Source organism: Streptomyces sp. NPDC050704 (assembly GCF_040654355.1).
GTDB lineage: Bacteria > Actinomycetota > Actinomycetes > Streptomycetales > Streptomycetaceae > Streptomyces.
The window spans coordinates 134814-159253 of the sequence record NZ_JBFAHW010000004.1 but is presented as its reverse complement, the minus strand read 5'-3'; the positions used below and the strand labels follow the sequence as shown (position 1 = coordinate 159253).

Sequence of the window (24440 nt, the reverse complement as noted above, 5' to 3'; positions counted from 1 at the left end):
CGTACGGGGACCAGCGCGCCCCGCGCCGGACGGTCAGGCGCGGACGGCGAGGGTGTGCAGCATCTTGTCGGAGAAGGTCTGCCGCTTCTTGTCGATCAGCGGCCAGAGGTAGCCGACCCCCAAGGGCAGCGCGTCCAGGATCTGTGCGACCTCGTAGACGACGGCTCTGCCGAAGCCGACCGGTCGACCGGTTAGCTCGCCCACCAGGCGGATGTCCATCCGGCGCTTGCCGACCGACTGGCCTGTGGTGCCCATTTCGTAGATCACCCAGAGCCAGCCGATCATGCTGACGACCGTGCTGATCCAGGCGCCGGCGTCCAGGAAGAGTTCGCCGAGGAAGTAGCACAGGAAGCTCGGGACCGCGACGACCAGGGTGTCGACGAGCTTCGCGCAGACTCGTGGGCCCCATGCCGCCAGGGCACCCGGTCTGCCGGAGTCGTCGGACTCGGTCGCGGGACTGCTTGAGCCGGGCCGCCCGCCGCGCGGTGCTCCGCGCGATTCTCGGGTGTGATCCACATGCGCTCCTTGTCGAAGAGGGAGAGAGGAAGAGGGAGAGGAAGAGTCGAGGCGGAGGAAAGGCCTCGTCGTGATGCCGGGCGGCCGCCCGTGACCGGTCGGCTGGCCGTGACGGGTCGGCTGGTCGTGACGGGTCGGCCGCCCGGCCGTTCGCCTGTGCGGCTCGTTCACATGTCCAGTTCCAGGACCCGCGACAGCGCCCGGGAGGTGCAGGGTGCGAAGAGGCCGTCGGCCTGTTCGCCCGGGCTGAGGACGTCGTCGCGGTGGTCGGGCTCGCCGGCCAGGATTCGTACGACGCACTCTCCGCAGATGCCCTGCTGGCAGGAGGACGGCGCGTCGATGCCGTTCTCCAGCAGGACATCGAGCGCGCTGCGGTCCTCGGGGACCTGGTACTCGGCGCCCGTGGAGGCCAGCCGGACGGTGAACGCGCCCGGCTCCGCCGCGTCCGGAGCCGGGGCACCGGCGGCGAACCGTTCCTTGTGGAGCGCGGCGGGCGGCCAGCCCGCGGCCTCGGCGCGGCCCAGCACGTGGTCCATGAAGCCGCCGGGGCCGCAGACGTAGACCGCCGTGTCGGGCGAGGGCGTCCCGAGGCAACTGTCCACGTCGAGCCGCTGACCCGGGTCCTCGTCGTCGAAGTGGAAGGCGACCCGCGGGTTGTCCGCCAGTTCGGAGACGAAGGCCGCGTCGCCGCGGCTGCGTACGCAGTAGTGCAGCGTGTAGTCGCCGCCCTCGGCATCCAGGCTGCCGACCATGGCCAGCAGCGGCGTGATGCCGATACCGCCGGCGAACAGCAGATGCCGGCGCGCGGCGGTGAGCGGGAACCGGTTGCGCGGTGCGGAGATCCGCAGCCGGTCACCCACCTCCAGGGTGTGCATCGCCCGGGACCCGCCGCGCGAGGCCGGGTCGTTCAGCACGGCCAGCCGGTACTGACCGGTGCCGGGCGGACCGCACAGGGAGTACTGGCGGGTCAGCCCGCCCTGTTCCAGTAGCCCGCCCTGTTCCAGTAGTACGTCGATCAGTACGTCGATGTGTGCCCCGGCGGTGTACGCGGGGAAGTCCGGCCCGCCGCCGGCCGGGGCGAGATCGAGTACCGCGATGTTCGCCGTGGCCGCCGTCCGGGCGACGACGACCGCGTCCAGCCAGGTCGTCGCCACCCGTCACACCCCGGGAGCGGGCGCGGCCGACTTCGGTGCGGAGAACGCGCTCGGAGCCGTGCCTTCCTGGAGAATCGCGTCGGAGTCGGCGGGCACGGTGAACACACCGGAGTCGATGTGCCGCGGCGGGCCGTCGGACCGGCTCACGCCCAACGGGTCCTTGCCGGCCTCGACGTCGTCGACCATGGTGCGCAGCATCCGGCGCACCATCACCACGCCCCGGTCGGAGGTGGCCAGGGTCTCCTCTGAGTGCAGGGTGATCGGGCCCTGGGAACCCTGCGCCTCGATGTCGCTCGGGTACTTCCGCAGGTCCTCCTCGGTCATCTCCCAGAACATCCTGCCGTTCTGCTTGATACCGAAGACCAGCCGCTCCATACGGCCGGGGTCGGCGGCACGGATGGAGAAGAACACCCGGTGGTGGGTGTCGTCGCTGGGCACGACCCAGATCAGCAGGTTGTGCCGTGCGTCGGGCGTGACCTGGGTGAAGTCCGGCAGCGCGATGATGTTGGGCAGTTGCTGCTCAAGACGCCACTCCAGCTCGGTGCGCGTCCCGTCCGGGGCGGTCGTCTCGTAGCGCTGGTGGTACTTCGCCCCGAATTCCGTCTTGTGATACGTCGTGGTCTCCGCATACCGGGACGGGTCGTAGAAGCTCTCCGGGAGTCCCTCGGCGGTGCCCGTCCCGGTCAACTGGGCGCCGCTGTGCGCGTAGTGCAGCCAGGTGACGTGGGCGTTGTCGATCGCGTTCTCCCAGATCTGCAGCCAGTTGAAGTCCTGCTCCATGCCCGTCACCTCCGCCCCGGGCACCGGCCAGCCCGCCCAGTACCGGTCGCCCTCCTCGGCGGGGTCCAGGGCGTCGAAGCGGGGCAGGGCCGGCTTGCGGTCGGGCGGGCCCAGGTAGGCGAAGACCAGGCCGTAACGCTCCTCGACCGGGTACCAGGGCTGGCGGGCCACCTCCCGGCGGCGCCCGCCGCCGGGCTCGCAGGCCTGCTCCAGGCAGTGGCCCTGGACGTCGAACTTCCAGCCGTGGTAGCAGCAGCGGATGCCGTCGTCCTCGATCCGGCCGTAGAACAGGCTGCTGCCGCGGTGCGCGCACCGCTCGTGGACCACGCCGGCGCGGCCCTGTCCGTCGCGGAAGACGATCAGGTCCTCGCCCAGTACGCGGGTGCGGTGGGGTGCCTCGCCGGTGAGCGTTTCGGAGGTGGCGACCGGGTGCCAGTAGCGGCGCATCGCCTCACCCATCGGCGTGCCCGGGCCGACCTCGGTCAGGCGCGCGTCGTGGGAGGGCTGTTTGCGGCCGTATCCGGTACCGGTGTCCGTTGTCGTGAAGTCGGTCATGATTCCTGACTCTTCGAGTGGAGGTGGCTGTGTGGGGGGAGGGGATGAGCTATTCGCGCAGGCTCCAGCCGCCGCAGACCGACCAGACCTGGCCGCTGACGTAGGCCGCGTCGTCGGAGAGCAGGAAGGCCACGACAGCGGCCAGGTCCTCGGGCTCGCCCAGCCGGGGGCCCTTGATGGACCGCAGGGCCCAGGCCTTCACGTCCGCGGAATCGCTCTGCTTGAAGGCGTCGGTCATCACCACGCCGGGCGCGACGCCGTTGCAGCGGATGCCCTCCTTGCCCCAGCGGCCCGCGATGTGCCGGGTCAGCGCGCCGACGCCGGCCTTGGAGGCGGCGTACGCGGGACGGGAGGGATCGCCGCCCCACGCCGCACCGGAGGACGTGTTGACGATGACGCCGCCGCCCTGTTCCAGCAGGTGCGGGATGGCCTCCCGGCAGGTGAGGGCGTAGCCGAGCAGGTTCACGTCGTGGTTGCGCCGCCAGATCGCCGGGTCCATGCCCAGCAGGTCGGTGTCACGGCCCATGGTGTCCCCGGACAGGTCGGCGCCGACGTTGTAGAGCCCGTCGATTCCCCCGAGTTCGGTGACGGCCCGGCCGATCAGGGCCTGGATGGAGCTTTCGTCGGCCAGGTCGAACCCGACGGCGAGCGCGGTGCCGCCGGCGTCGATGATCCGTCCTGCGGTCGCTTTCGCCGCATCCAGGTTGATGTCGCCGACGACGACCGACGCACCTTCCTCGGCGAGCCGCGTGGCCGTCGCGGCACCGATGCCGGTGGCGCCACCGGCGATGACGATCCTCTTGCCGTGCAGTCCTCTCACGTACTTCTCCTTTGCCGTATGTGATGCGAATGCCGTATGGACAAAAAATCCGGGCAGGGGAGGTCCTTGCGGAGCTCCCCTGCCCGGAAGGTCAGGTAGGCGTCAGACAGTTGAATGGGTTGGTTGAATGGGTGTCAGATGTTCCAGACACCCTGTGCGGTGGTGGCCTTGGCGTAGTCGGAGAAGTCCCGCGGCGGCCGGCCGAGGGCGCGCTGCACGCCGTCGCTGAGGGAGGCCAGGCCGCCGGAGCGGACGTAGTCGTAGAGGCCGGCCGACAGCTGGACCCACTCCTCGGGCACCCCGTGCGCGCGCTGCTCGTCCATGTACGCCTCGACGGTCAGCGGTACGTACCCGATGTCGCGGCCGACGGCCTGGGCGATCTCCGCGACGGCGTCCCCGAAGCTCATCAGCCGGGGCCCGCTGAGTTCGTAGCACCAACCGTCGTGCCCGTCCTCGGTGAGCGCGGCGACGGCCACCTCGGCGATGTCCTCGGCGTCGACGAACGCCTCTTTGCCGTCCCCGGCCGGCAGCCGTACCTCGCCGCTCATGACGGGGTCGAGCAGGAAGTCCTCGCTGAAGTTCTGCGAGAACCAGCGCGGCCGCAGCACGGTCCACTCCAGGCCCGCCTCGCCCAGCGACCGCTCCGCGGCCAGGACGGGCTCGTGGCCGGTGCCGCCGTCGGGCACGGACAGCAGTACCGCGCGCCGGACCCCGGCCGCCGCGGCCTGCCGGGCGAGAGCGGTGATGTCCTGCGTGGCCTGCGGGCCGCCGAGGTCCGGGGCGACCAGGTACATCGCCGTCACGCCTTGCAGCGCCCGCTCCCAGGTGGAGCGGTCCGCCCAGTCGAAGGACGGCGTACCGGACCGGGACGCCGCACGGACCGCCGCGCCCCGCTCATGAAGCAGCCGCACCACACGGCGGCCGGTCTTGCCCGTAGCACCGGTGACCAGGATCATCTCGTCGCTCATGGCATCAACAGAACCAGCCGCCGCCGACCCCGCCCATACCAGTCGGACTCACGTCCATACTCATTCGTCCACGCACTCACAACTCATTCGTCCGCGCACTCGCACACGTACCCACACCTGCCCGTTCGTCTACGCTGCCCGGCATGGATCCCCTCGATCTGACCGGCACGGATCCGCTGACGGACCTCCTGAACGGCGTACGGACCAGTGGTGCGATCTTCCACCAGTCGTCCCTCTCCGGCTCCTGGGCGGCCCGCCTGGAGGACGGCTCGCCGCTGTCGCTGGCGGTGCTCCTGCGCGGCTCGGCCTGGGTGCTCCCCGAGGGCCGCGACCCCGTGCGGCTCGCGCCCGGTGACGTCGCGGTGCTGTGCGGGGGCTCGCCGTACGTGCTCGCGGACGACCCGGCCACCGAGCCGGAGGTGGTGCTCCGCGCCGGAGGCCGCTGCACGGCCGTGGGCAGCGACGAACCGGTCGCCGTGCGGGTTCCGGGCGCGGACGCCTGGGACGCCGCCGGGCCGGACAGCACGGTGCTGCTGAGCGGCCTCTACACCGTGGACAACGGCGTGCCGGGCCGGCTGCTGGCGGCGCTGCCACCGCTGGCCGTCATCGGGGCGGACCTGGGCAGCTGCCCGGTCAGCGTGACGGCGTTCGAGGAGATCACCCGCGAGGAACCCGGCCGGCAGGTCCTGCTGGACCGGACGCTGGACCTGATGCTCATCACCGCCCTGCGCGCCTGGCTCACCCGCCCCGGCGCCCACGTCCCCGCCTGGTACCGGGCCCACAGCGACCCGGTGGCCGGGCCCGCCCTGCGCCTGCTGCAGGCCAACCCCGCCTACTCATGGACCCTGCCCGCCCTGGCGGCCAAAACCGGTGTGTCCCGGGCGAACCTGGCCCGCCGCTTCACCGCCCTCGTCGGCCGGCCCCCGATGACCTACTTGCGGGAACGCCGCCTCGCCCTCGCCGCCGACCTGCTCCGCGAGCCCGACACCACCCTCGCCGCGATCGCGACCCGCGTCGGATTCGCCAACGCCTTCGCCCTGAGCGCCGCGTTCAAGAGGGAACACGGCATCAGCCCTAGCGAGTACCGCACGCCGTACCGCACGCGCGAGGCGGGAGCGGACATTCCCGGAGCCGCAGGGGCTACCGGAGGCCAGCCGGCGAGTGGACCGCAGTAGACCCCAACAGACCTTCAGAGCCGGGACAGCCCGGGAAGGCCGGCGGTCTCGATGACCCGCCGCCATGCGGATCCTTCGTCGGCACGGCGGCCGGCTGTTCGTTCATGCCGCGGGAACGAAGTTCACGGGCAGGTGGACGAATCCGCGCATCGTGTTGTTGAGGAGACGTTCCGGTTCGCCGGACAGCTCGATGCGTTCGACCTGTTCGGCGAGGGCGGTGAGGATGGCGGTCACTTCCATGCGGGCCAGGCCCTGTCCGCCGCAGCCGTGGACGCCGTAGCCGAAGGCCAGGTGGTCGGTGGGGTTGCGGTGGATGTCGAACGTGTCCGGGGCGGGGTAATGGGTTTCGTCGCGGTTGGCGGATGCCAGCATGGCGAGCACCCGGTCACCTTGGGCGAGTGGGACGCCGTGGAAGTCGACGTCGCGGGTGGCGGCGCGGGCCATGAACCCGGGCGGTGTCTCCAGGCGGAGCGTTTCCTCCATCACGGGGCGGGCGAGCGTGGGATCGGCGCGCAGCGCCTGCCAGGCGTCCGGGTGGGTGGCGAGCAGCCAGAGGGCGCTGCCGACGGTGTGGATGGTGGTGTCGAAGCCCGCGACCACGTAGGTGCGCAGTGTCTCGATCCCGTCGCGCTCCGAGATCCGGCCGTCGTCCACGGCCTCGTAGAGGGCGGCGCCCCAGCTGCCGGGGGCGATGCTGTCCCGGCTCATCGCGGTGCCGATGTAGGAGTAGATCTCGGCGATGCGAGGCAGGCCGTCGAGGGTGCGGCGGTTGGCCGGCCCGAAGGAGTTGGTGGCGGCGTTGGCGAGCGTGAGCAGGTTCTCCCGGCCTTCCGGTGGCAGGCCGATCAGGTCGGCGACGATCTCCAGGGGAAAGGGGCGCGCGAGGTCGGTGACCACGTCGACGGTGTCGCGTCGGACGAGGCCGGCGACGTACTGACGGGCCCGGTCCTCGATGCCCGTACGCAGGCCGCGCAGTGCGCGGGGGGACAGCTGTTGCGAGACGATCGCGCGCAGCCGGGTGTGGTCGGGCTGGTCGCTGCCCAGGACTCCGCCCCTGGGCATGTCGGGCCGGTCGGGTTCCATGCCGGGGTTGGGTGCGGAGGAGAACGTGTCGTGGTCGGACAGCACCTCCCTGACGTGGTCGTAGGCGGACACGGCCCACACCTGGTGGGCGGTGAGGCGGACCGCCGGGCCCGCGGCCCGCAGCCGGGCGTATGCGGGGTAGGGGTCGAGCAGTTGCCGGTCGGTGAACATGTCCAGGTCCAGGGAAGGGACTTGGGTGGGGGTCATGTTTGGCTGTCTCCGAATGTCTGATGGGCTTGAGACATGTCTGATGGGCTTGAGACGCTCAAGCGGTCCTGGCGAGGTGCGGCCCGCGCACCAGGCGCTTCAACCTGGCCGGTGGCGTGGCGTGGTTGACGGCCGCGATCTGGCGGGGAGCCGTCGCATCCGGCCAGGCCAGCAGCGCGGATCCCTGATCGAGACCGCCGTCGAGGACAACGGGCGGCCCGAGGGGAGGCAGCGAACCGGCCAGTTTGATGTCGAGGCCGAACTGCTCGGTCCAGAAGTACTGCGCCCGGTGGTACACCGGTGCCCGATCGCCGTGCAGCAGCGCGCGGGCGGCGGCCCGGGCCTGCTCGATGGCGTTGGTCCAGGACGGGACCCTGGTCGACGCACCGTTTCCCGTGGGGAAGGCGGCCACGTCCCCGGCGGCCACGACCTCCGGGCGCACCCGGCATCGTTCGTCGACGACGACCCCGCCGCGCAGGAGGACACCGGAGCCGGTGAGCCATTCGACGTTCGGGACGTCACCGGCCGCGGACACGACCAGGTCCGCCTCCAGGCGTCGGCCGTCGGCGAGTTCGACGGCACTGGGCGTGGGCGTGCCCAGCAGCCGGACGCCGCCGGGTGCGGTGATGAGGCGGACACCGGCTCGTACGGCCGCGCTACGGACGAAACCCGCCAGCGTCGGCCCCAATAACCGCTCCAGCACGGGATTCTGGTCGACGAGGGTGACCTCCTTGCCCAGTTCACGGCAGGTGGAGGCGATTTCCGTGCCCAGGAAGCCCCCACCGACCACCAGCACCGAGCGGGCTGTGGCCAGGTCGCCGCGCAGTCTGGAACCGTCCTGGTACGAGCGCAGAACGTGCTCCTTCTGCTCCGGTGCGCCGATCGTGCGCGCACGGGCACCCGTGGCGATGACCAGGCCGTCGTAGGGCACCTCGCCGTGCGAGGTGAAGATCCGCCTGGCTACGACATCGAGCCCTGTGGCCGCGGTCCGCAGCCGTACGTCGACATCGGCGGACGGCGCGGGCAGGGCCAGGTCGCTCACCGGTCGGCGGCCGGCCAGCACCTCCTTCGACAGGGGCACGCGCGTGTAGGGCGGACGGTCTTCGTCGCCCAGAAGGACGATGCTGCCGTCGAAGCCCTCCAGCCGGAGGGTCTCCGCGGCGGTGAGAGCGGCGATGGAACCGCCCACGACAACGACAGTGCGCGGACTCACGCCGTCACCCGCAACGCGGCGACCGGGCACACCCGCGCCCCGGCCTCCGCCTTCCGCTCCAACTCCTCGGGGACTTCCTCGTGCAGCAGGACGACAACGGCGTCGTCATCGAGCTCGAACACCTCCGGGGCGACGTCCTCACACAGGCCGTGTCCCTCGCAGCGAGCACGGTCGGCGTCCAGCTTCATTCTTTCTCCTCGCTCAGAAAGGGTTGGTCGGGCTCTCAGACGGCAGCCGGAAGCGCCTCGATGATCACGCCGGTGGAGTCACAGCTGTCCAGACGCATCTGCAACAGCGGCGCGTACTCGGGAGAGTCGTACCAGGCCTTGGCCTGCGCGACCGAAGGGAACTCGAGCATCACCAGATAGTCGGGATTCCAGTCACCCTCGATCCTGAACGGGTTTCCTGCAATCACTCGGTACGTACCGCCGAATTTGGCGACGACCGCAGGCGCCAGTGTCGTGTATTCCTTGAGCTTTTCGGCGTCTATGACTTTCTTGCTCTCGAACAGTACGAACGCGCTCATGTCAGAGTCCATTTCTTTTGTAGGTGTGCGGGCATGGAGGTGCCGAAGCGGGTATTGCGAGTGGTGGTTTCCGTGCCCGGATCCTTGGCCGAATCTCAACGGGAGAACGGTTGTTTCGCTGCCAAACGTATCACCGGTAAAGCCGTGCTTATGGCCCGCGGGAGGGTGTGATGATTATCGCCCTTGACCGAACGAACTGAATTGTGGGCACGTCGACCTCGGTGTCGAACTTTCTCTTTATGAGGCGCTCCGATGTCGGATTCTCGGGAAAATCGAAGCCGTGGCTGGCTTCAGCCTCCCGGCAGGTCGGAAGGTGGCGGCGGAAGTCAGCCGACCGCAGCGCCCGGCGCTGTAAGGGAGAGTTCTGTGAACGTCACGACAACGGCGAACGCGCCACAGGAGCGGCGGGCGGCCACGCTCGTCATGGCCTGTGTCGGTGTGTTCGTCGCCTATCTGCCGGTGACCACCGTCTCGGCGAGTCTGCCCGCCATCCAGCGGGCGCTGGACACATCGACCTCGCAGCTTTCCTGGGTGTCGGTCGCGTTCGTGCTGCCCATGGCCGCCCTGATCCTGACCGCGGGCGTCTTCGGTGATGTCCACGGCCGCAAGAAGGTGTTCCAGGCGGGCCTGGGGCTGAGCGGGCTTGGCGCCCTGGTCGCGCTGTGCGCACAGTCGATCGAGGTCGTGTGGGCCGGCCAGGCGCTGACCGGGCTCGGCTCGGCCGCGCTGCTGCCCACGACACTGGCGCTGATCAGCCACGTGGTCCCCGACCCGCGTGAACGCGGCAAGTTCATCGGACTGTGGGCCACGTCGCTCACGGCGGCGCTGGCCCTCGGCCCCCTCATCGCCGGAGTGATCCTCGACCACGTCGCGTGGCGCTGGATCTACCTCCTGCCCATCCCCGCCTCGCTGCTCGCGATGGCATGCGCGGCGAAACTACCGGCCGACTCCCGCGCCCCGGGCGCACGCCGACTGGACTGGCCGGGCCAGATCACCGCGGCACTGGCGATCACCGCATTGGTGTACGGGATCATCGAAGGCGGCGTCGCCTCCTTCACGGACGCGAAGGTGATGGTGGCCCTGGCCACCGCCGCGGTCAGCGCGGTCGCGTTCGTCCTGGTGGAGCGGCGCAGCAGCAGTCCGATGCTGGACCTGACGCTGTTCCGCAGCCCGGCCTTCACGGCCACCACCCTCATCGCCATGATCAGCTTCCTCGGACTGATCGGGTTCTTCTTCGCCCTCAGCCTCTACTTCGGCATGGTGCAGCAGCTCTCCACCCTGGAATCGGGCCGGCGGCTGCTGATGGTCTCCATGATGCCGCTGCTGCTCGGCGCGCCCGTCGGGCGTCTGGTGCACCGGGTCTCCCCGCGCGTTCTGATCCCCGGCGGCCTGCTGGTCTCCGCGGGTGCGTTGCTGTCGCTCACCACGATCGACACCGACACCTCGTTCGGCTCCCTGGCCTGGCGGCTGGCCCTGCTCGGCCTGGGCATGGCCTTCGTCATCACTCCGATGACCGCCACCGCGGTCAGCTCGGTACCGCGACACCAGGCCGGCATGGCCGCGGCCGGCAACAACGCCTTCCGCCAGGTCGGCGCCGCGCTCGGCCCCGCCATCCTCGGCGCCCTGCTGTCCACCAAGGCCGTGGACGCCCTGCCCGGCCACCTCACCGACGCAGGTCTGACCCAGGCAACGGTCCGGCACGTCACCGCGGTCGCGGACACCGGCGGGCTGAGCGCCGTCGGCGGCACTGACTTCGGCGCCGACGCGCCCCGTGTCCTGGGCGCCGTGTCCGAGGCATTCGTCGACGGACTCCGGCTGTGCCTGTTCGTCTCCGCCGTCCTTGCTCTGCTGGCCGCCGTCGTCGGGGTGCTCCTGCTGCGCCGCCCGCAGCACCCGGCTCCTCCGGCCACCGTTGGCGACAGTGCCGCCAACGGCCGTCACGCCGCCGGAAACCCCGCCGCGACCTGTCGGGCAGCGGCACAGCCTCAGGGCCCCGGGGCGCCCGTCCTGCAGGGCAACCACCAGGAAGGCTGACACCAACGGCTGCACATACGTACAGGACCGGACAACCGGGCAGGTGACCGCCGGACCGGTAGGGGCGCCATCCGCGGAGACGGGTACGGCGCCGGAGCGTGGCCCGGGACCAACTCCCCCCGGTCCCGGGCCATGGGCGCCGCAGTACGACATAACGTGAGCAGCACCTTCTCGCAGCAGGAGACCACCGGTGGAGCCCCCTTCCCTCGACGCCCTCGACCTGAAGCTGCTGCACGCCCTCCAGGCCGACGGGCGCGCGCCGTTCAGCCGTATCGCCGAGGTCCTCGGAGTGTCCGACCAGACCATCGCCCGTCGCTTCCGCAAGCTGCGCACCACCGCCGGGCTGAGGGTGGTCGGCATGACCGACGAGAGCCTGCTCGGCCGGCAGACCTGGATCGTCCGGCTGCGCTGCACCCCCGACGTGGCCGAACAGCTCGCGGCGGCACTGGCCCGGCGCTCCGACAGCTCCTACGTCTATCTGATCTCCGGCGGCACCGAGGTGTTGTGCGCCATGAAGCCGCGCAGCCCGCAGGAGCGCGACGAACTGCTCTTCGACCGCCTGCAGCGCACGCCCAGGGTGATCTCGGTCAGTGCCCACTGCATGCTGCGCTCCTTCTTCGGCGGCCCACTCGGCTGGCTCGACAAGACCCAGGCCCTCGATCCCGACCAGGAGGCAGCACTGCGTCCTGCGCGCGTCGAGCCGGCGGCCGCTGCCGTCTCCCTCGACGGAGCCGACGAAGCACTGCTCGCCGTGCTGCGGCGCGACGGACGAGCCACCTTCAGCGAACTGCGGAACAGCACCGGCCAGCCGGAGTCCGCGGTCAAGCGGCGCGTGGAGCACCTGCTCTCCACGGGTGTCCTCTACTGCGACGTGCAGCACGACAGCGAATCTCTCGGCCTCGGCGTCGGCGCGATGCTCTGGCTCACCGTCACCCCCTCCGCGCTCGATGCCGTCGGACGGGCGCTGGCAGCACACCCCGAGGTCCGCTTCGCCGCCGCCGTCACCGGCCAGGCCAACCTCGTCGCCTCAGTCGCCGGCTCCAGTACGGGCGAGCTCTACACGTACCTGAGCGAGAAGATCGGAGTCCTCGACGGTGTGCAGACCGTGGAGACCGCCCTGACGCTGCGCAAGGTCAAACAACTCACCTACGAACCGAACCGCTGACCGTCTGCCGTCCCGACGCCTCGGGGGCGAGTAGCGGAACGCGGCGGATCCCGGGCGGCGGAGGCGTCGGCCGCCCGGGATCCGTACTACGCGGACTCGGTCGGGCTCTACTGGCCGAGGATCAGGGGGATGTCGGCGGAGTCGAAGTAGTCGCGCCAGGCGGTGATGAGGCCGTCGGTGACCTCGAAGACGCCCATGACCCGGGCCGGGGTCACACGTTCGCCGGAGTGGTACGTGTCGGTGCGTTCGTTCAGGACCACGTTGCCGGACGCGGCCTGGTGGTGGATCTCCCAGACGGTGGAATCGAAGTTGGGCAGCCAGTCCGCGAAGGCGTCGCGGATGGCGGTGCGGCCGACGATGGGTTCCAGCGGGATGTTGTGGTAGACGGCGTCTTCCGCGAAGTGCTTGCTGAGCTGGTCCGGGTCGGGGGCGGGAACGTTCCACTCCTCGATGAACGCACGGACGATCGCGTCGGGGTTCGGCATTCGCTTGGCTCACTTTTCTGGGTGCCGACAGCACTGTTTGAGCACGGCCGGGGAGGGCGATGGGTTTGCGACAGCGGCGGCCAGGTCATCCGGAGGGCCGTATCCGCGTCGTGTCCCCAACATACAGAACTTTGGACTGAGTGCAACTATGTGGACTGAGTCCAGCTGTGTAGACTCCGGGCGGGAGGATGAGCGATGAACCTGCGTGAACAGAAGAAGCTGGCGGCCTGGCGCGCCATCCGGTCCGCCGCGCTCCAGATGTTCGACGAGCGCGGGTTCGAGGCGGTCAGCGTCGAGGAGATCGCCACCGCCGTCGGCGTCTCCCGCAGCACGTTCTTCAACTACTTCGCCGGCAAGGAGGCCGTCGTCTTCGACCAGGACCCCGAGGAACGCGACCACTGGCGGGCGATCATGGCGGCCCGCCCCACCGACGAACCCCTGTGGGAAGCACTGACCGCGATCCTGGTCGGCTTCAACGAACTCCTCGGCGACCGACTGCCGATGCAACTACGGCTGAAGGCCCAGTCCCCGGCCCTGGCGAAGTCGAGCTGGGACGTCGTCGGTGGACAGTTCTCCGACGACCTGCGCGACTGGATGACCTCCCGCGCCCCCGAAGCCGACTCCCTCACGGCGGCACTGCACCTCAACCTGGCCCTGGCGGCACAAACCACCGCCTATGAGGCATGGACCCCGGACGAGCCCTTCGACGACTACCTGAAGCGGTTGAAGTACTGCCTGCACCAGGCGCGCCCCGACACCACGAGCCTCCCCAGCTCGGCTTCCGAGTCCTGACGGACCCTCTCCGGCACTGAAAAAGGGCGAGGTCGGAAGACCTCGCCCGCTGTCAGTGAAATCCCGGCTCACGGCCACACAAGGCAATAAGGCTGATGCCCCGCCTCATGCAGCCGGTGGCTGAAGTCCTGCCACTCGTGCAGCAGTTGGTACACGTTGAACGCGTCGCGCGGGCCCCCGCGGTCCGGGACCGTCGACCAGATGAAGGCCGCCGCGCCGACGGCTTCCTCGCCGATGCCGCGGAGGGGGTCGACGACGGTCATGGGGAGCTTGACGACGGCGTAGTCGGGGTGGAGGACCACGAGTTCCAGTGGGGGCACCTTGTGCAGAGGTATGCCCTCGATGCCGGTGAGGACCATCGCGGCCATCGTCTCCGGCTTGATCTTCGTGAACATGCCGTTCATGCCGAGCTCGTCGCCGCCGAGTTCCTCGGGTCGCATGGAGATCGGGACGCGAGCGGCGGTCGCGCCGTCCGGGGCCCCGAAGTATTTGTACGTCACCCCCACCCGGCCACCATTCCCGCTTCCTGGCCTGAGCTGGTCTGCCCCGCGGTCCGTGTAGTCCATACCATCCATACGCGCCGAGGGGTCGATCCGCTCAGGCTCGCCCTGCGATCCCTGTGTCTGACGTGCCTCGGCCGCTTCCGCCTCGCGCCGGTGCTTCCCCCGCCGGGCACGCCGAGGACCGAGGTCATCGGTCCCCTCGCCCAGTCCGCCACCGCGATGCATATCTCCACCCGACTGCTTTTCCAAGGCGCGCGACCCCCGCCACGCAACCCGATCATCGTGACAGTGACCTCCCCCGCGGCCGCCCGCCGAAACGTGCGCTAAAACACTTGTCCATCGCTGAGGCCAGGCCCGCCCCTGTGGGTCAACCACCCCCGGGAACGGCACCTTCAGGGAGTCTAGGTAGTTCGTTCCCGCCGTGACCAGCGAAGAGGGGGCAGCGGCGTGAAAGTACCGTGTGGCAGCAGGGTATACCCGGCGGTCGAAGCTCAAGTCGGACCATTCCGGGGCCGCCCCGCAGGCGGGGCCGAACCATGGCCGCCGGAGCCCGGAACGACCTTGCTTCGGCGTCCGGGGCGGGCCGGAGCGGCGTGCGCCGGGCCGTACGCTGAGAGGCATGGCAGAGGCGAACAACAACTCCAGCGGCACGTCGCCCCGGGCGGGGGAGGCCGTGCCGTACCCCTACGAGGCGCCGGTCTCCCAGACCCTCTTCGACCGTGCGGCGGCCGTGACCCCCGGCGGCGTGAACTCTCCCGTCCGCGCCTTCCGCGCGGTGGGCGGTACGCCCCGGTTCATGGTGTCCGGTAACGGTCCATACCTGACGGACGCCGACGGGAGGGAGTATGTGGATCTCGTCTGTTCCTGGGGACCGATGATCCTCGGCCATTCCCGGCCCGAGGTGATCGAGGCGGTCCAGGCGGCCGTGTCCCGCGGTACCTCCTTCGGTACGCCGGGGGAGGGCGAGGTCGTGCTCGCCGAGGAGATCGTCGCCCGGGTCGAGCCCGTCGAGCAGGTCCGTCTGGTGTCCAGCGGCACCGAGGCGACCATGTCCGCCATCCGTCTCGCGCGCGGATTCACCGGGCGCGCCAAGGTGATCAAGTTCGCCGGCTGCTACCACGGGCACGTCGACGCGCTGCTGGCCGCCGCGGGCAGCGGGGTCGCCACCTTCGCGCTGCCCGACACCCCCGGCGTCACCGGGGCCCAGGCGGGCGACACCATCGTCCTGCCGTACAACGACCTCGATGCCGTGCACGCGGCTTTCAGCGCCCACCCCGGTGAGATCGCCTGTGTGATCACGGAGGCCTCGCCCGGCAACATGGGCGTCGTGCCGCCGGGTCCCGGCTTCAACCAGGGGCTCAAGGACGCCTGCGCCGCGAACGGCGCCCTGTTCATCTCCGACGAGGTGATGACCGGCTTCCGCACGAGCAAGGCCGGCTGGTACGGGATCGACGGGGTCGAGCCCGACCTCATGACCTTCGGCAAGGTCATGGGCGGGGGCTTCCCGGCCGCCGCCTTCGGTGGGCGGCGGGATGTGATGGCGCGCCTCGCGCCCGCCGGGCCCGTCTACCAGGCCGGCACCCTGTCCGGGAACCCCGTCGCGACCGCCGCCGGGATCGCGCAGCTGCGACTGCTCGACGACGCCGCGTACGCGAAGGTCGACGCGGTGTCCGAGCAGATCCGTACGCTCGTTGGTGACGCCCTCACCAAGGAAGGTGTGGCGCACCGGCTGCAGAACGCGTCCAACATGTTCTCCGTCTTCTTCACCGACAGGGACGTACGTAATTACGAGGACGCGAAGACGCAGGAGTCGTACCGCTTCACCGCGTTCTTCCACTCGATGCTGGCGCAGGGCGTCTACCTGCCGCCGTCGTCGTTCGAATCCTGGTTCGTCTCGACGGCGCACGACGAGCGGGCGGTACAGCGGATCGCCGACGCCCTTCCGGCGGCGGCGCGGGCAGCAGCGGAGGCCACGGCAGCATGAGTGACATCACCGTCGTACACGTGATGAGGCACGGAGAGGTCGCCAACCCGGACGGGGTTCTGTACGGGCGGCTGCCCGGCTACCACCTGTCCGAGCTCGGCGAGCGGATGGCCGAGCGGGTCGCCGAGCACCTCGCCTCCCGGGACATCACGCATGTCGTCTCCTCGCCGCTGGAGCGGGCGCGCGAGACGGCCACCCCGATCGCCGCGGCGCACGGCCTCGACCTCACGACCGACGCCCGGCTGATCGAGGCCGAGAACGTCTTCCAGGGCAAGACCTTCGGGGTCGGCGACGGCGCGCTGCGCAGGCCCGAGAACTGGAAGCACCTCGTCAACCCCTTCAAGCCGTCCTGGGGCGAGCCGTACGTGGAGCAGGTCGTACGGATGATGGGCGCGGTGGATGCGGCGAAGGCCGCCGCGCGGGGGCATGAGGCCGTGTGCGTCAGTCATCAGCTGCCGATCTGGATTCTTCGGTCCTTCGTGGAGCGGCGGCGGTTGTGGCACGACCCGCGGAAGCGGCAGTGCACGCTTGCGTCTCTGACGACGTTCACGTACCAGGGCGACAAGATCGTGTCCGTGGGGTACAGCGAGCCGGCGCGGGATCTTGTGCCGGTGCATCTCCTTGCAGGGGCTAAGCCGGTCAAGGGTGGCGGCAAGGCTTTCGGGGCGTAGGGCTGGCTTTAGGTTGCGTTCGATGTGCCGCCCGGTGGGGGCTGGGCGCGCAGTTCCCCGCGCCCCTAAGGCGAGCCCCTTGCGGGGCTCGCCTGTAGCCCTATGTAGACGGCATTCCGGGTGGTTCGGTTCCGTTCTGGGTGTTACGGGTTCATCCTCGTAAAGTCACCGAAATATGCGCGAGTTGTGTGGAACCCCCACGTTCGTCGCGCCCTCTAATCCGATGTGCATCAGGCACGGGGACAGGGCGCGACGAATGGGGTTGGAATGCGCGACATCAGTCGAAGGGGAATGCTGGGACTCGGCGTCGGTGCCGCGGCGGCTGTCGGACTCACCGGTTGTGGCACCGCGTTGGGGAATGGTCCCGAGACCGGGGGCGGTTCCGGAAACGGCAGCACCGCTCGCCCCGCCCGGCCCCTGGGTGACGGCTCCACCTCCTTCACCGGCAAGCAGCCCAAGCAGCCCGGCAAGCCCGTGCCGCTCCAGCCCGGCGAGACCCCGCCGCAGTTCGTGGTCTTCTCATGGGACGGTGCGGGGGATGTGGGCAACGGCCTCTTCGAGCGGTTTCTGAAACTCGGCGAAGAGCACGACGCGCGTATGACGTTCTTTCTCTCCGGGATCTATCTGCTGCCCGAGTCGAAAAAGCGCAAGTACCTTCCGCCGAACAATGCGCCGGGCGCCTCCGACATCGGATATCTGACGGACCCGCACATCAAGTCGACGCTGGGACACGTGCGGCAGGCCTGGCTCGACGGCCACGAGATCGGCACGCATTTCAACGGTCACTTCTGCGGCGGCTCCGGCTCGGTCGAGAACTGGACGCCCGCGCAGTGGAAGAGCGAGATCGCCCAGGCGAAGTCCTTCGTCAAGGAGTGGCGTACGCACACGGGCTGGACCGAGGCAGACGTGCCCGCGCTGCCCTTCGACTACGACAAGGAACTCGTCGGCGGCCGCACCCCCTGCCTGAAGGGCCAGAGCAACCTGCTGCCCACCGCCCGCGAGCTCGGCTGGCGCTACGACGCGTCCTCGCCCGGCGGCCTCCAGATCTGGCCCGGCAAGAACGGCGGCCTCTGGGACCTCCCGCTCCAGGCGATCCCGTTCCCCGGCCACACCTTCGAGGTCCTCTCGATGGACTACAACATCCTCGCCAACCAGTCGGTCAACTCCACCAAGGCGCCGCCCGCCAACTACCCGGCCTGGCGCAAGCAGGCGACCGAGGCGTACATCGCGGGCTTCAACCGCACGTACGAGACGAATCGCGCGCCCTTCTTCATCGGTAACCACTTCGAGGAGTGGAACGGCGGCATCTACATGGACGCCGTCGAGGGTGCGCTGAAGCACATGGCCGGCAAGAAGGACGTACGGCTGGTGTCGTTCCGCCAGTTCGTGGACTGGCTGGACGTGCAGGACCCGGCTGTCCTCGACAAGCTTCGGTCGCTGGGCGTGGGGCAGGAGCCGGTGGGTGGCTGGAAAGAGTTCCTCGGCGAGGTCGCCCCGAACTCGGGCAGCGGTTCCGCGAAGGGCTCGGGACAGGCCGCCTGACGGCCGCCGGGAACGGTGTCGGGGACGCGGTCCGAAACGCCGCCTGAAATGCGGGTTTGCGCCCGCAAGGGGGGTGCGCAAGATCCCCGGAACGGACATGCGAAACTTTTCACATGAGTGCCGCCAGCCGCGCCCACCAGCGCTCGAATCGGACCCCTCAGCCTGACCGCCGCACGCCTCAGAGCCCGAACCGAACCCGGGGCCGCGCAGTCCTGCTGACCAGCGGGGCCGCCGTCGCGGCACTGCTCCTGTCCGCCTGCGGGTCCGGGGGAACCAAAGGGGGAGGCGGCGGCACCGGGTTCGTCACCGGCACCGACGGCATCGCCACGGTCGCGAAGGCCGACCGGATTCCGGCCCCCGAACTGTCGGGCGAGACCATCGACGGCAAGCAGCTCGACGTCGCCGACTACAAGGGCAAGATCGTCGTCCTGAACGTCTGGGGCTCCTGGTGCGGGCCGTGCCGCCTGGAGGCGAAGAACTTCGTCAAGGTCGACGCCGACGTCAAGGACCAGGGCGTGCAGTTCGTCGGCATCAACACCCGCGACACCAACACCGGTCCCGCGGTGGCCTTCGAGAAGTCGTACGGGGTCACGTACCCGAGTCTGTACGACCCGACGGGCCGGCTGATGCTCCGCTTCAAGAAGGGCACGCTCAACCCGCAGACCATCCCCTCCACGCTCGTCCTCGACCGGGACGGGAAGGTCGCGGCACGCTCGCTGTCGGCACTCAGCGAGGAGAAGCTCCGCAAGATGCTCAAGCCGATCCTCGCGGAGAAGTGACCTGACGTGCTCCTCGCCGCAGCCACCGATCTGAATCAGACCGTCCTCAACGGGGCCCTGATACTCGCCATCCCGATCGCCATGCTCGGCGGTCTGGTCTCCTTCTTCTCGCCCTGTGTCCTGCCGCTCGTACCCGGCTACATCTCGTACGTCACCGGCATCAGCGGCACCGACCTGGCCGAGGCCCGGCGCGGACGGATGTTCGCCGGCGCCTCGCTCTTCGTACTCGGCTTCACCGCCGTGTTCGTCTCCGGCGGCGCGCTGTTCGGCTACTTCGGCTCGACCCTGCAGGAATACCAGAGCACCCTCTCCAAGGTGCTCGGCGGGCTCATGATCCTCATGGGTCTCTTCTTCATGGGCCTGATGCCCTGGGTCACCCAGCGCGAATTCCGCCTCCACAAGCGGCCGGCGGCCGGGCTCGTCGGCGCCCCCCTCGTCGGCGCGCTCTTCGGGATCGGCTGGACACCCTGCATCGGCCCGGCCCTCGCCTCCGTGCTGGCGCTCTCCTCCGACCAGGCGAGCGCGGGCCGCGGGGCCATACTGACGGTCGCGTACTGCCTCGGCCTCGGTGTGCCCTTCGTCTTCGCCGCGGTCGCCTTCCGCAAGGCGCTCGGTACCTTCGGCTGGGTCAAGCGCCACTACGTGTGGGTGATGCGTATCGGCGGCGGCATGATGATTGCGACCGGTCTGCTCCTGCTGACCGGTGCGTGGGACAGCATCGTGCAGGAGATGCAGGGCTGGTCCAACGGCTTCACGGTAGGGGTCTGATCCATGAGCACGACACGGGACACTGACGTGCGGACCAAGGAAGAGAAGAGCGGGGAAGAGAGCAGCAGGGAAGAGAACAGCACCGAGGCGCGGGACGCGAGTGAGCTCGGCGCGGCCGGGGCTCAGCTGTCCACCGCGCCCGTGGAGCGGGCGGTGCCCGGCTCCTTCGGCGGTTCGCGCGCCCCCGGCGCCGCGGGCTGGCTCGCCTGGACGGGCCGCGAGATCCTCGGCTGGGCCCGCTGGTTCTGGCGGCAGCTGACCTCCATGCGGGTCGCGCTGATCCTGCTCTTCCTGCTGTCGCTCGGCGCGATCCCCGGCTCGCTCATCCCGCAGTCCGGGACCGACGTGACCAAGGTCGAGGACTTCCAGCAGCGCCACACCACGCTCGGGCCGATCTACGAGAAGCTCGGCCTCTTCCACGTCTACAGCTCGGTGTGGTTCTCGGCGATCTACATCCTCCTGTTCATCTCGCTCGTCGGCTGCATCGTGCCCCGCACCTGGCAGTTCGTCGGCCAGCTCCGCGGCCGCCCGCCGGGCGCGCCGAAGCGGCTGAACCGGCTGCCCGCGTACACGACCTGGCGCACCGAGGCCGAGCCCGAGCAGGTCCGCGAGGCCGCGCTCACCCTTCTCAGGAAGCGCCGCTTCCGTGCCCATACGGCCGGGGACGCCGTCGCCGCCGAGAAGGGCTACTTCCGCGAGGTCGGCAACCTCGCCTTCCACATCGCGCTGATCGTGATGCTGATCGCCTTCGCCTGGGGCCAGCTCTTCAAGTCCGAGGGCAACAAGCTGATCATCGAGGGCGACGGCTTCGCCAACACCCTCACGCAGTACGACGACTTCAAGTCCGGCAACCTCTTCAGCACCGACGACCTGGAGCCGTTCAGCTTCACCCTGAACAACTTCATCGGTACGTACGAGCCGTCGGGCCCCAGCAGGGGCACCCCGCGCATCTACAAGGCCGACGTCACCTACAGCGAAGGGGCCGACGGCAAGGAGAAGAAGACCGCCATCGAGCCCAACACCCCGCTGGAGGTCGACGGGTCGAAGGTCTACCTCGTCAGCCACGGGTACGCGCCCGTCGTCACCGTCCGGGACGGCAAGGGCGACGTCGTCTTCAGCCAGGCCGTGCCGCTGCTGCCGCTCGACTCCAACGTCACCTCCACCGGCGCGATCAAGGTCCTCGACGGCTACCGCGACGCCAAGGGCAAGCGGGAGCAGCTCGGCTTCCAGGCCTTCTTCCTGCCGGCGTACGGAGGGGACGGCAGTGCGGTGGTCTCGCAGTTCCCGGCGCTGCTGAACCCGGTGCTGAACCTGGAGGCCTACCACGGTGACCTGGGCGTCGACTCGGGACTTCCGCAGAGCGTGTACCAGCTCGACAAGTCCCACATGAAGGGCTTCAAGGACACCAAGGGCAAGCAGCTGAGGGAGAACCTGAAGCCCGGCGAGACCATGAAGCTCCCGAACGGCGAGGGCTCGATCACCTTCGAGAAGGACATCAAGGAGTGGGCCGGCTTCCAGGTCACCCAGCAGCCCGGCAGCGGCTGGGCGCTCGGTGGAGCCCTAGTCGCCATCTTCGGTCTCGCCGCCTCCCTCTTCGTCCAGCGCCGCCGCGTGTGGGTGCGTGCCACGACCGGCCCCGACGGTGTCACCGTCGTCGAGATGGCCGGCCTCGGCCGCAGCGAGTCCGCGAAGGTCCCGGAGGAACTGGGCACCCTGGCCGGGCTCCTGTACGACGACGCGGCTCCGGGCGCGCCCGACGCCCCGGACACCGACTCTGACTCTGCTCCGGACCCCGACTCTGCTCCTGACCCTGACTCTGCTCCTGACTCAAAGGCTTCGCCCGGCTCCACCCCCTCCTCCACCCCCACTCCCGACTCCGAACCCCACGCCGTACCTGCCGCCGAAGGGGCTGAGAAGTGACTCTCGCCGCCGCAACCGAGCTCGCCGCCGCGACCAACGAAAACCTCGCGAACCTCAGCAACACGCTGATCTACTCCGCGATGGCCGTCTACACGCTGGCCTTCTTCGCGTACATCGCCGAATGGACCTTCGGCAGCCGCAGCAAGGTCAGCCGGACGGCCGCCGCGCTCACCGCCACCGAGGACGGCAAGAAGGCGGCGGCTCCCGCGGTCACCGTGAAGAAGGCGGGCGGCACCGCCGTACTGGAGCGGCCCAAGGTCGTCACGCGGGCCGCCGCCGGCGCTCGTGACGTGCCGGACGGCCCCGGCGCGCACGGCGGGGACGAGCAGGGGGACCTCTACGGCCGTATCGCCGTGTCCCTCACCGTGCTCGCCTTCGCGATCGAGTTCGGCGGCGTGCTCACCCGCGCCCTGTCGGTGCAGCGGGCGCCGTGGGGCAACATGTACGAGTTCAACATCACCTTCTCCACCGTCGCCGTGGGTGTGTACCTCGCGTTCCTCGCGCTGAAGAAGAACGTCCGCTGGCTCGGACTCCCCCTGGTCACCACGGTCCTCCTCGACCTCGGTCTCGCCGTCACTGTCTTGTACACCGCCAGCGACCAGTTGGTTCCCGCCCTCGACTCGTACTGGCTCTACATCCACGTCTCCACGGCGATCTTCTGCGGTGCCGTCTTCTACGTGGGCGCCATGAGCACGGTCCTGTACCTCTTCAAGGACTCGTACGAGAACAAGCTGGCGACCGGCGGCAGGCCGGGCCGTTTCGCGACCTCCGTCATGGAGCGGCTGCCCGCCTCGGCGTCCCTCGACAAGTTCTCGTACCGCGTGAACGCCGCCGTCTTCCCGCTGTGGACGTTCACGATCATCGCGGGCGCCATCTGGGCGGGCGACGCGTGGGGCCGCTACTGGGGCTGGGACCCGAAGGAGACCTGGTCCTTCATCACCTGGGTCGCGTACGCCTGCTACCTGCACGCCCGCGCCACGGCCGGCTGGAAGGGCCGCAAGGCCGCGTACATCGCCCTCGCCGCCTTCGCCTGCTGGCTGTTCAACTACTACGGAGTGAACATCTTCGTCACCGGCAAGCACTCCTACGCCGGAGTCTGACCGCGACGGCAGACCACTACGGCTGACCGCCACGACGGCCGACCGCCACGACGACCGCGAAGGCCGGTTCCCTGTGACCTGAGTCACGGGAACCGGCCTTCGTCGTACGGACAGGTAGAGGGCGTGGACACGAATCTGCGAAGACGCATCCGCGCGGGGGACCACGACGCTTTCGCCGATCTCTTCGACGCGTACGCACGCTCCGTCTACAACCACGCCTACCGGCTCACGGGGGAGTGGGCGGCGGCCGAGGACGTCGTCTCGCTAACCTTCCTGGACGCCTGGCGGCTGCGCGAGAAGCTCGACGAGGAGGGCGGCTCGGTGCGGCCCTGGCTGCTCGGCATCGCCACCAACGTCGCGCGCAACACGCGCCGCGCGACCCGGAGACACGCCGCCGCGGTCGCCCGGCTGCCCCGGGACGAGACGGTGCGCGACTTCGCCGACGAGGTCGCGGACCGCCTCGACGACGCCGCGCAACTGGCCGTCGTACGGACCGCGTTGGCGAAGCTGCGGCGGGCCGAGCGGGAGGTGCTGGCGCTGTGCGTGTGGTCCGGTCTTGACTACCGGGCCGCCGCCGAGGCGCTCGGGGTGCCCGTCGGCACCGTGCGGTCACGGCTCTCCCGCGCGCGGACGAAACTCGCGAAACATATGGAACCACCCCACGGGGGCGGACAGATGAGAGGTGACCGCATCACCGCGGTCGGGCCCCTGAAGGAGGGAAACCGATGAACCAGCTTCCCGAGAAAGACCTTCCGCCGGGCCGTCACCGACTCCTCAAGGAGCATCTGATGACCGAGATCCGGCGCACCGAGCAGGAACCCGCCCGCAGGCGGAACCCGTGGCTGCGGCCCGCGCTCGCCGCGGCCGCCGTGGCGACGGCCGCCGCCGTCACCTTCGTCGTCCTGCCGACGTCCTCCGACGGCGGCGGAGTGCGCGCGACCGCCCCGGCGACGGGCAACGCCACCGTCGCGCTCCTGGAGGACATCGCGCTGGCGGCCGAGCACGAGGGCGGCGCGTACGGCGAGATCCGCGACGACCAGTTCGTGTACGTGGACAGCAAGGTGTCGTACACGCAGACGACGACGGACGGCAGCAAGGTCAGCACGGACATCCAACCGCTGCACCGGCTGGAGGTCTGGATGTCGGTGGACGGGCTGCACAACGGCTTCGTGCGGGAGGTGGGCCGCAAGCCCTTCGTCATCGAGCCCGACGTCAAGCCGGGCGAGCGCGGCTGGGAGGTCTCCGCCAACTACAACCACGTGAAGACGCTGCCCACCGACCCCGACGCGATGTACGACTACCTGTACAAGACCGCCCCGAAGTACAGCGGCCAGGAGACCTATCAGGCGATGTTCGTGCTGGTCGGAGATCTGCTGAAGCAGTCGATCGTGCCCCCGGAGCAGAGCGCCGCGCTCTTCCGGGCGGTCGCCAGGATCCCCGGGGTGACGGTGATCGAGGACGCGGTGGACGCCGCCGGACGGCGCGGTGTCGCCATCGCCCGCGAAGACCCCGACAACCCCAGCCGAGACGAGTGGATCTTCGACAGGGAGAGCCACGAATTCCTCGGCGAGCGCACTGTGGCCACCGAGGACTACGCCGACGTGAAGAAGGGCACGGTCACCAGCAACACCGCCGTTCTGCGCCGGGCCGTCGTCGACAAGGCCGGCCAGCGGCCCTGACCTCAACCTCACCCTGTCGCC

General features: G+C 69.7%; 24 protein-coding genes. 13 read left to right on the top strand and 11 right to left on the bottom strand.

Features of this window, described 5'->3' with window-relative positions:
• Positions 1-33: 33 nt before the first annotated feature.
• From AB0I18_RS03495 to AB0I18_RS03475, 5 genes are all read right to left on the bottom strand, one after another.
• Positions 34-516: an RDD family protein gene (locus tag AB0I18_RS03495; RefSeq protein WP_363103678.1), complete on the bottom strand. Its 483-nt coding sequence runs from the start codon at positions 514-516 to the stop codon at positions 34-36.
• Between the two features lie 167 nt (positions 517-683).
• Positions 684-1670 (bottom strand): PDR/VanB family oxidoreductase, encoded by a 987-nt coding sequence (locus AB0I18_RS03490; protein WP_363103677.1) that lies wholly within the window; start codon positions 1668-1670, stop codon positions 684-686.
• Positions 1671-1673: 3 nt separating this feature from the next.
• Positions 1674-3005 (bottom strand): Rieske 2Fe-2S domain-containing protein, encoded by a 1332-nt coding sequence (locus AB0I18_RS03485; RefSeq protein WP_363103676.1) that lies wholly within the window; start codon positions 3003-3005, stop codon positions 1674-1676.
• Positions 3006-3054: 49 nt separating this feature from the next.
• Positions 3055-3825, bottom strand: coding sequence for an SDR family NAD(P)-dependent oxidoreductase (locus AB0I18_RS03480; protein ID WP_363103675.1), 771 nt, complete (start codon positions 3823-3825; stop codon positions 3055-3057).
• A 134-nt stretch (positions 3826-3959) separates the two neighbouring features.
• Positions 3960-4793 (bottom strand): NAD(P)H-binding protein, encoded by an 834-nt coding sequence (locus AB0I18_RS03475; RefSeq protein ID WP_363103674.1) that lies wholly within the window; start codon positions 4791-4793, stop codon positions 3960-3962.
• 143 nt (positions 4794-4936) lie between these two features.
• Between AB0I18_RS03475 and AB0I18_RS03470 the strand changes: the two genes are divergently transcribed.
• Positions 4937-5968, top strand: coding sequence for an AraC family transcriptional regulator (locus AB0I18_RS03470; RefSeq protein WP_363103673.1), 1032 nt, complete (start codon positions 4937-4939; stop codon positions 5966-5968).
• Positions 5969-6070: 102 nt separating this feature from the next.
• Here AB0I18_RS03470 and AB0I18_RS03465 read toward each other — a convergent pair whose 3' ends face one another.
• From AB0I18_RS03465 to AB0I18_RS03450, 4 genes are read right to left on the bottom strand one after another with little or no spacing between them, the layout of a single operon-like run.
• Entirely contained in the window at positions 6071-7258 is a 1188-nt protein-coding gene (locus AB0I18_RS03465) for a cytochrome P450 (RefSeq protein WP_363103672.1), read from the bottom strand.
• 58 nt (positions 7259-7316) lie between these two features.
• The gene (locus AB0I18_RS03460; RefSeq protein ID WP_363103671.1) at positions 7317-8471 is read right to left on the bottom strand and encodes an FAD/NAD(P)-binding oxidoreductase; all 1155 of its coding nucleotides are present in this window, start codon (positions 8469-8471) and stop codon (positions 7317-7319) included.
• Positions 8468-8659, bottom strand: a complete 192-nt coding sequence (locus tag AB0I18_RS03455) for a ferredoxin (protein ID WP_363103670.1) — start codon at positions 8657-8659, stop codon at positions 8468-8470. The genes AB0I18_RS03460 and AB0I18_RS03455 overlap by 4 nt, the downstream gene beginning before the upstream one ends.
• Positions 8660-8694: 35 nt before the next feature.
• Positions 8695-8997, bottom strand: a complete 303-nt coding sequence (locus tag AB0I18_RS03450; RefSeq protein WP_363103669.1) for a DUF1330 domain-containing protein — start codon at positions 8995-8997, stop codon at positions 8695-8697.
• 366 nt (positions 8998-9363) lie between these two features.
• Here AB0I18_RS03450 and AB0I18_RS03445 point away from each other — a divergent pair, with 366 nt between their 5' ends.
• Positions 9364-11031, top strand: a complete 1668-nt coding sequence (locus AB0I18_RS03445) for an MFS transporter (RefSeq protein WP_363103668.1) — start codon at positions 9364-9366, stop codon at positions 11029-11031.
• A 190-nt stretch (positions 11032-11221) separates the two neighbouring features.
• The gene (locus tag AB0I18_RS03440; protein WP_363103667.1) at positions 11222-12196 is read left to right on the top strand and encodes an Lrp/AsnC family transcriptional regulator; all 975 of its coding nucleotides are present in this window, start codon (positions 11222-11224) and stop codon (positions 12194-12196) included.
• A 107-nt stretch (positions 12197-12303) separates the two neighbouring features.
• Here the strand turns inward: AB0I18_RS03440 and AB0I18_RS03435 are convergent, their stop codons facing one another.
• Positions 12304-12681 carry a limonene-1,2-epoxide hydrolase family protein gene (locus AB0I18_RS03435; RefSeq protein WP_363103666.1) on the bottom strand — a complete coding sequence of 126 codons (378 nt, stop codon included), beginning with the start codon at positions 12679-12681 and terminating at the stop codon, positions 12304-12306.
• Between the two features lie 195 nt (positions 12682-12876).
• Here AB0I18_RS03435 and AB0I18_RS03430 point away from each other — a divergent pair, with 195 nt between their 5' ends.
• Positions 12877-13473, top strand: coding sequence for a TetR family transcriptional regulator (locus tag AB0I18_RS03430; RefSeq protein ID WP_363103665.1), 597 nt, complete (start codon positions 12877-12879; stop codon positions 13471-13473).
• 68 nt (positions 13474-13541) lie between these two features.
• On the opposite strand, the gene AB0I18_RS03425 is transcribed toward AB0I18_RS03430, so the two are convergent.
• On the bottom strand, positions 13542-14201 hold the full coding sequence (locus AB0I18_RS03425) for a hypothetical protein (protein ID WP_269246928.1): 660 nt from the start codon (positions 14199-14201) through the stop codon (positions 13542-13544).
• A 394-nt stretch (positions 14202-14595) separates the two neighbouring features.
• Here AB0I18_RS03425 and hemL point away from each other — a divergent pair, with 394 nt between their 5' ends.
• From hemL to AB0I18_RS03380, 9 genes are all read left to right on the top strand, one after another.
• Positions 14596-15960, top strand: coding sequence for a glutamate-1-semialdehyde 2,1-aminomutase (hemL, locus tag AB0I18_RS03420; RefSeq protein WP_363103664.1), 1365 nt, complete (start codon positions 14596-14598; stop codon positions 15958-15960).
• The gene (locus AB0I18_RS03415; RefSeq protein WP_363103663.1) at positions 15957-16631 is read left to right on the top strand and encodes a histidine phosphatase family protein; all 675 of its coding nucleotides are present in this window, start codon (positions 15957-15959) and stop codon (positions 16629-16631) included. Before hemL ends, AB0I18_RS03415 begins: the two co-directional genes overlap by 4 nt.
• Positions 16632-16898: 267 nt before the next feature.
• A complete protein-coding gene (locus tag AB0I18_RS03410) occupies positions 16899-18173 on the top strand; it encodes a hypothetical protein (protein ID WP_363103662.1) in 1275 nt (424 codons plus the stop codon).
• 113 nt (positions 18174-18286) lie between these two features.
• Positions 18287-18952 carry a TlpA disulfide reductase family protein gene (locus AB0I18_RS03405; protein ID WP_363103661.1) on the top strand — a complete coding sequence of 222 codons (666 nt, stop codon included), beginning with the start codon at positions 18287-18289 and terminating at the stop codon, positions 18950-18952.
• Positions 18953-18958: 6 nt separating this feature from the next.
• On the top strand, positions 18959-19720 hold the full coding sequence (locus AB0I18_RS03400; protein ID WP_363103660.1) for a cytochrome c biogenesis protein CcdA: 762 nt from the start codon (positions 18959-18961) through the stop codon (positions 19718-19720).
• Between the two features lie 3 nt (positions 19721-19723).
• Positions 19724-21640, top strand: coding sequence for a cytochrome c biogenesis protein ResB (locus tag AB0I18_RS03395; protein ID WP_363103659.1), 1917 nt, complete (start codon positions 19724-19726; stop codon positions 21638-21640).
• Positions 21637-22740 carry a c-type cytochrome biogenesis protein CcsB gene (ccsB, locus tag AB0I18_RS03390; protein WP_363103658.1) on the top strand — a complete coding sequence of 368 codons (1104 nt, stop codon included), beginning with the start codon at positions 21637-21639 and terminating at the stop codon, positions 22738-22740. Before AB0I18_RS03395 ends, ccsB begins: the two co-directional genes overlap by 4 nt.
• Before the next feature lie 123 nt (positions 22741-22863).
• The gene (locus tag AB0I18_RS03385; protein ID WP_363103657.1) at positions 22864-23469 is read left to right on the top strand and encodes an RNA polymerase sigma factor; all 606 of its coding nucleotides are present in this window, start codon (positions 22864-22866) and stop codon (positions 23467-23469) included.
• Positions 23466-24419, top strand: a complete 954-nt coding sequence (locus tag AB0I18_RS03380; RefSeq protein WP_363103656.1) for a CU044_5270 family protein — start codon at positions 23466-23468, stop codon at positions 24417-24419. Before AB0I18_RS03385 ends, AB0I18_RS03380 begins: the two co-directional genes overlap by 4 nt.
• The last annotated feature ends 21 nt before the right edge of the window (positions 24420-24440 follow it).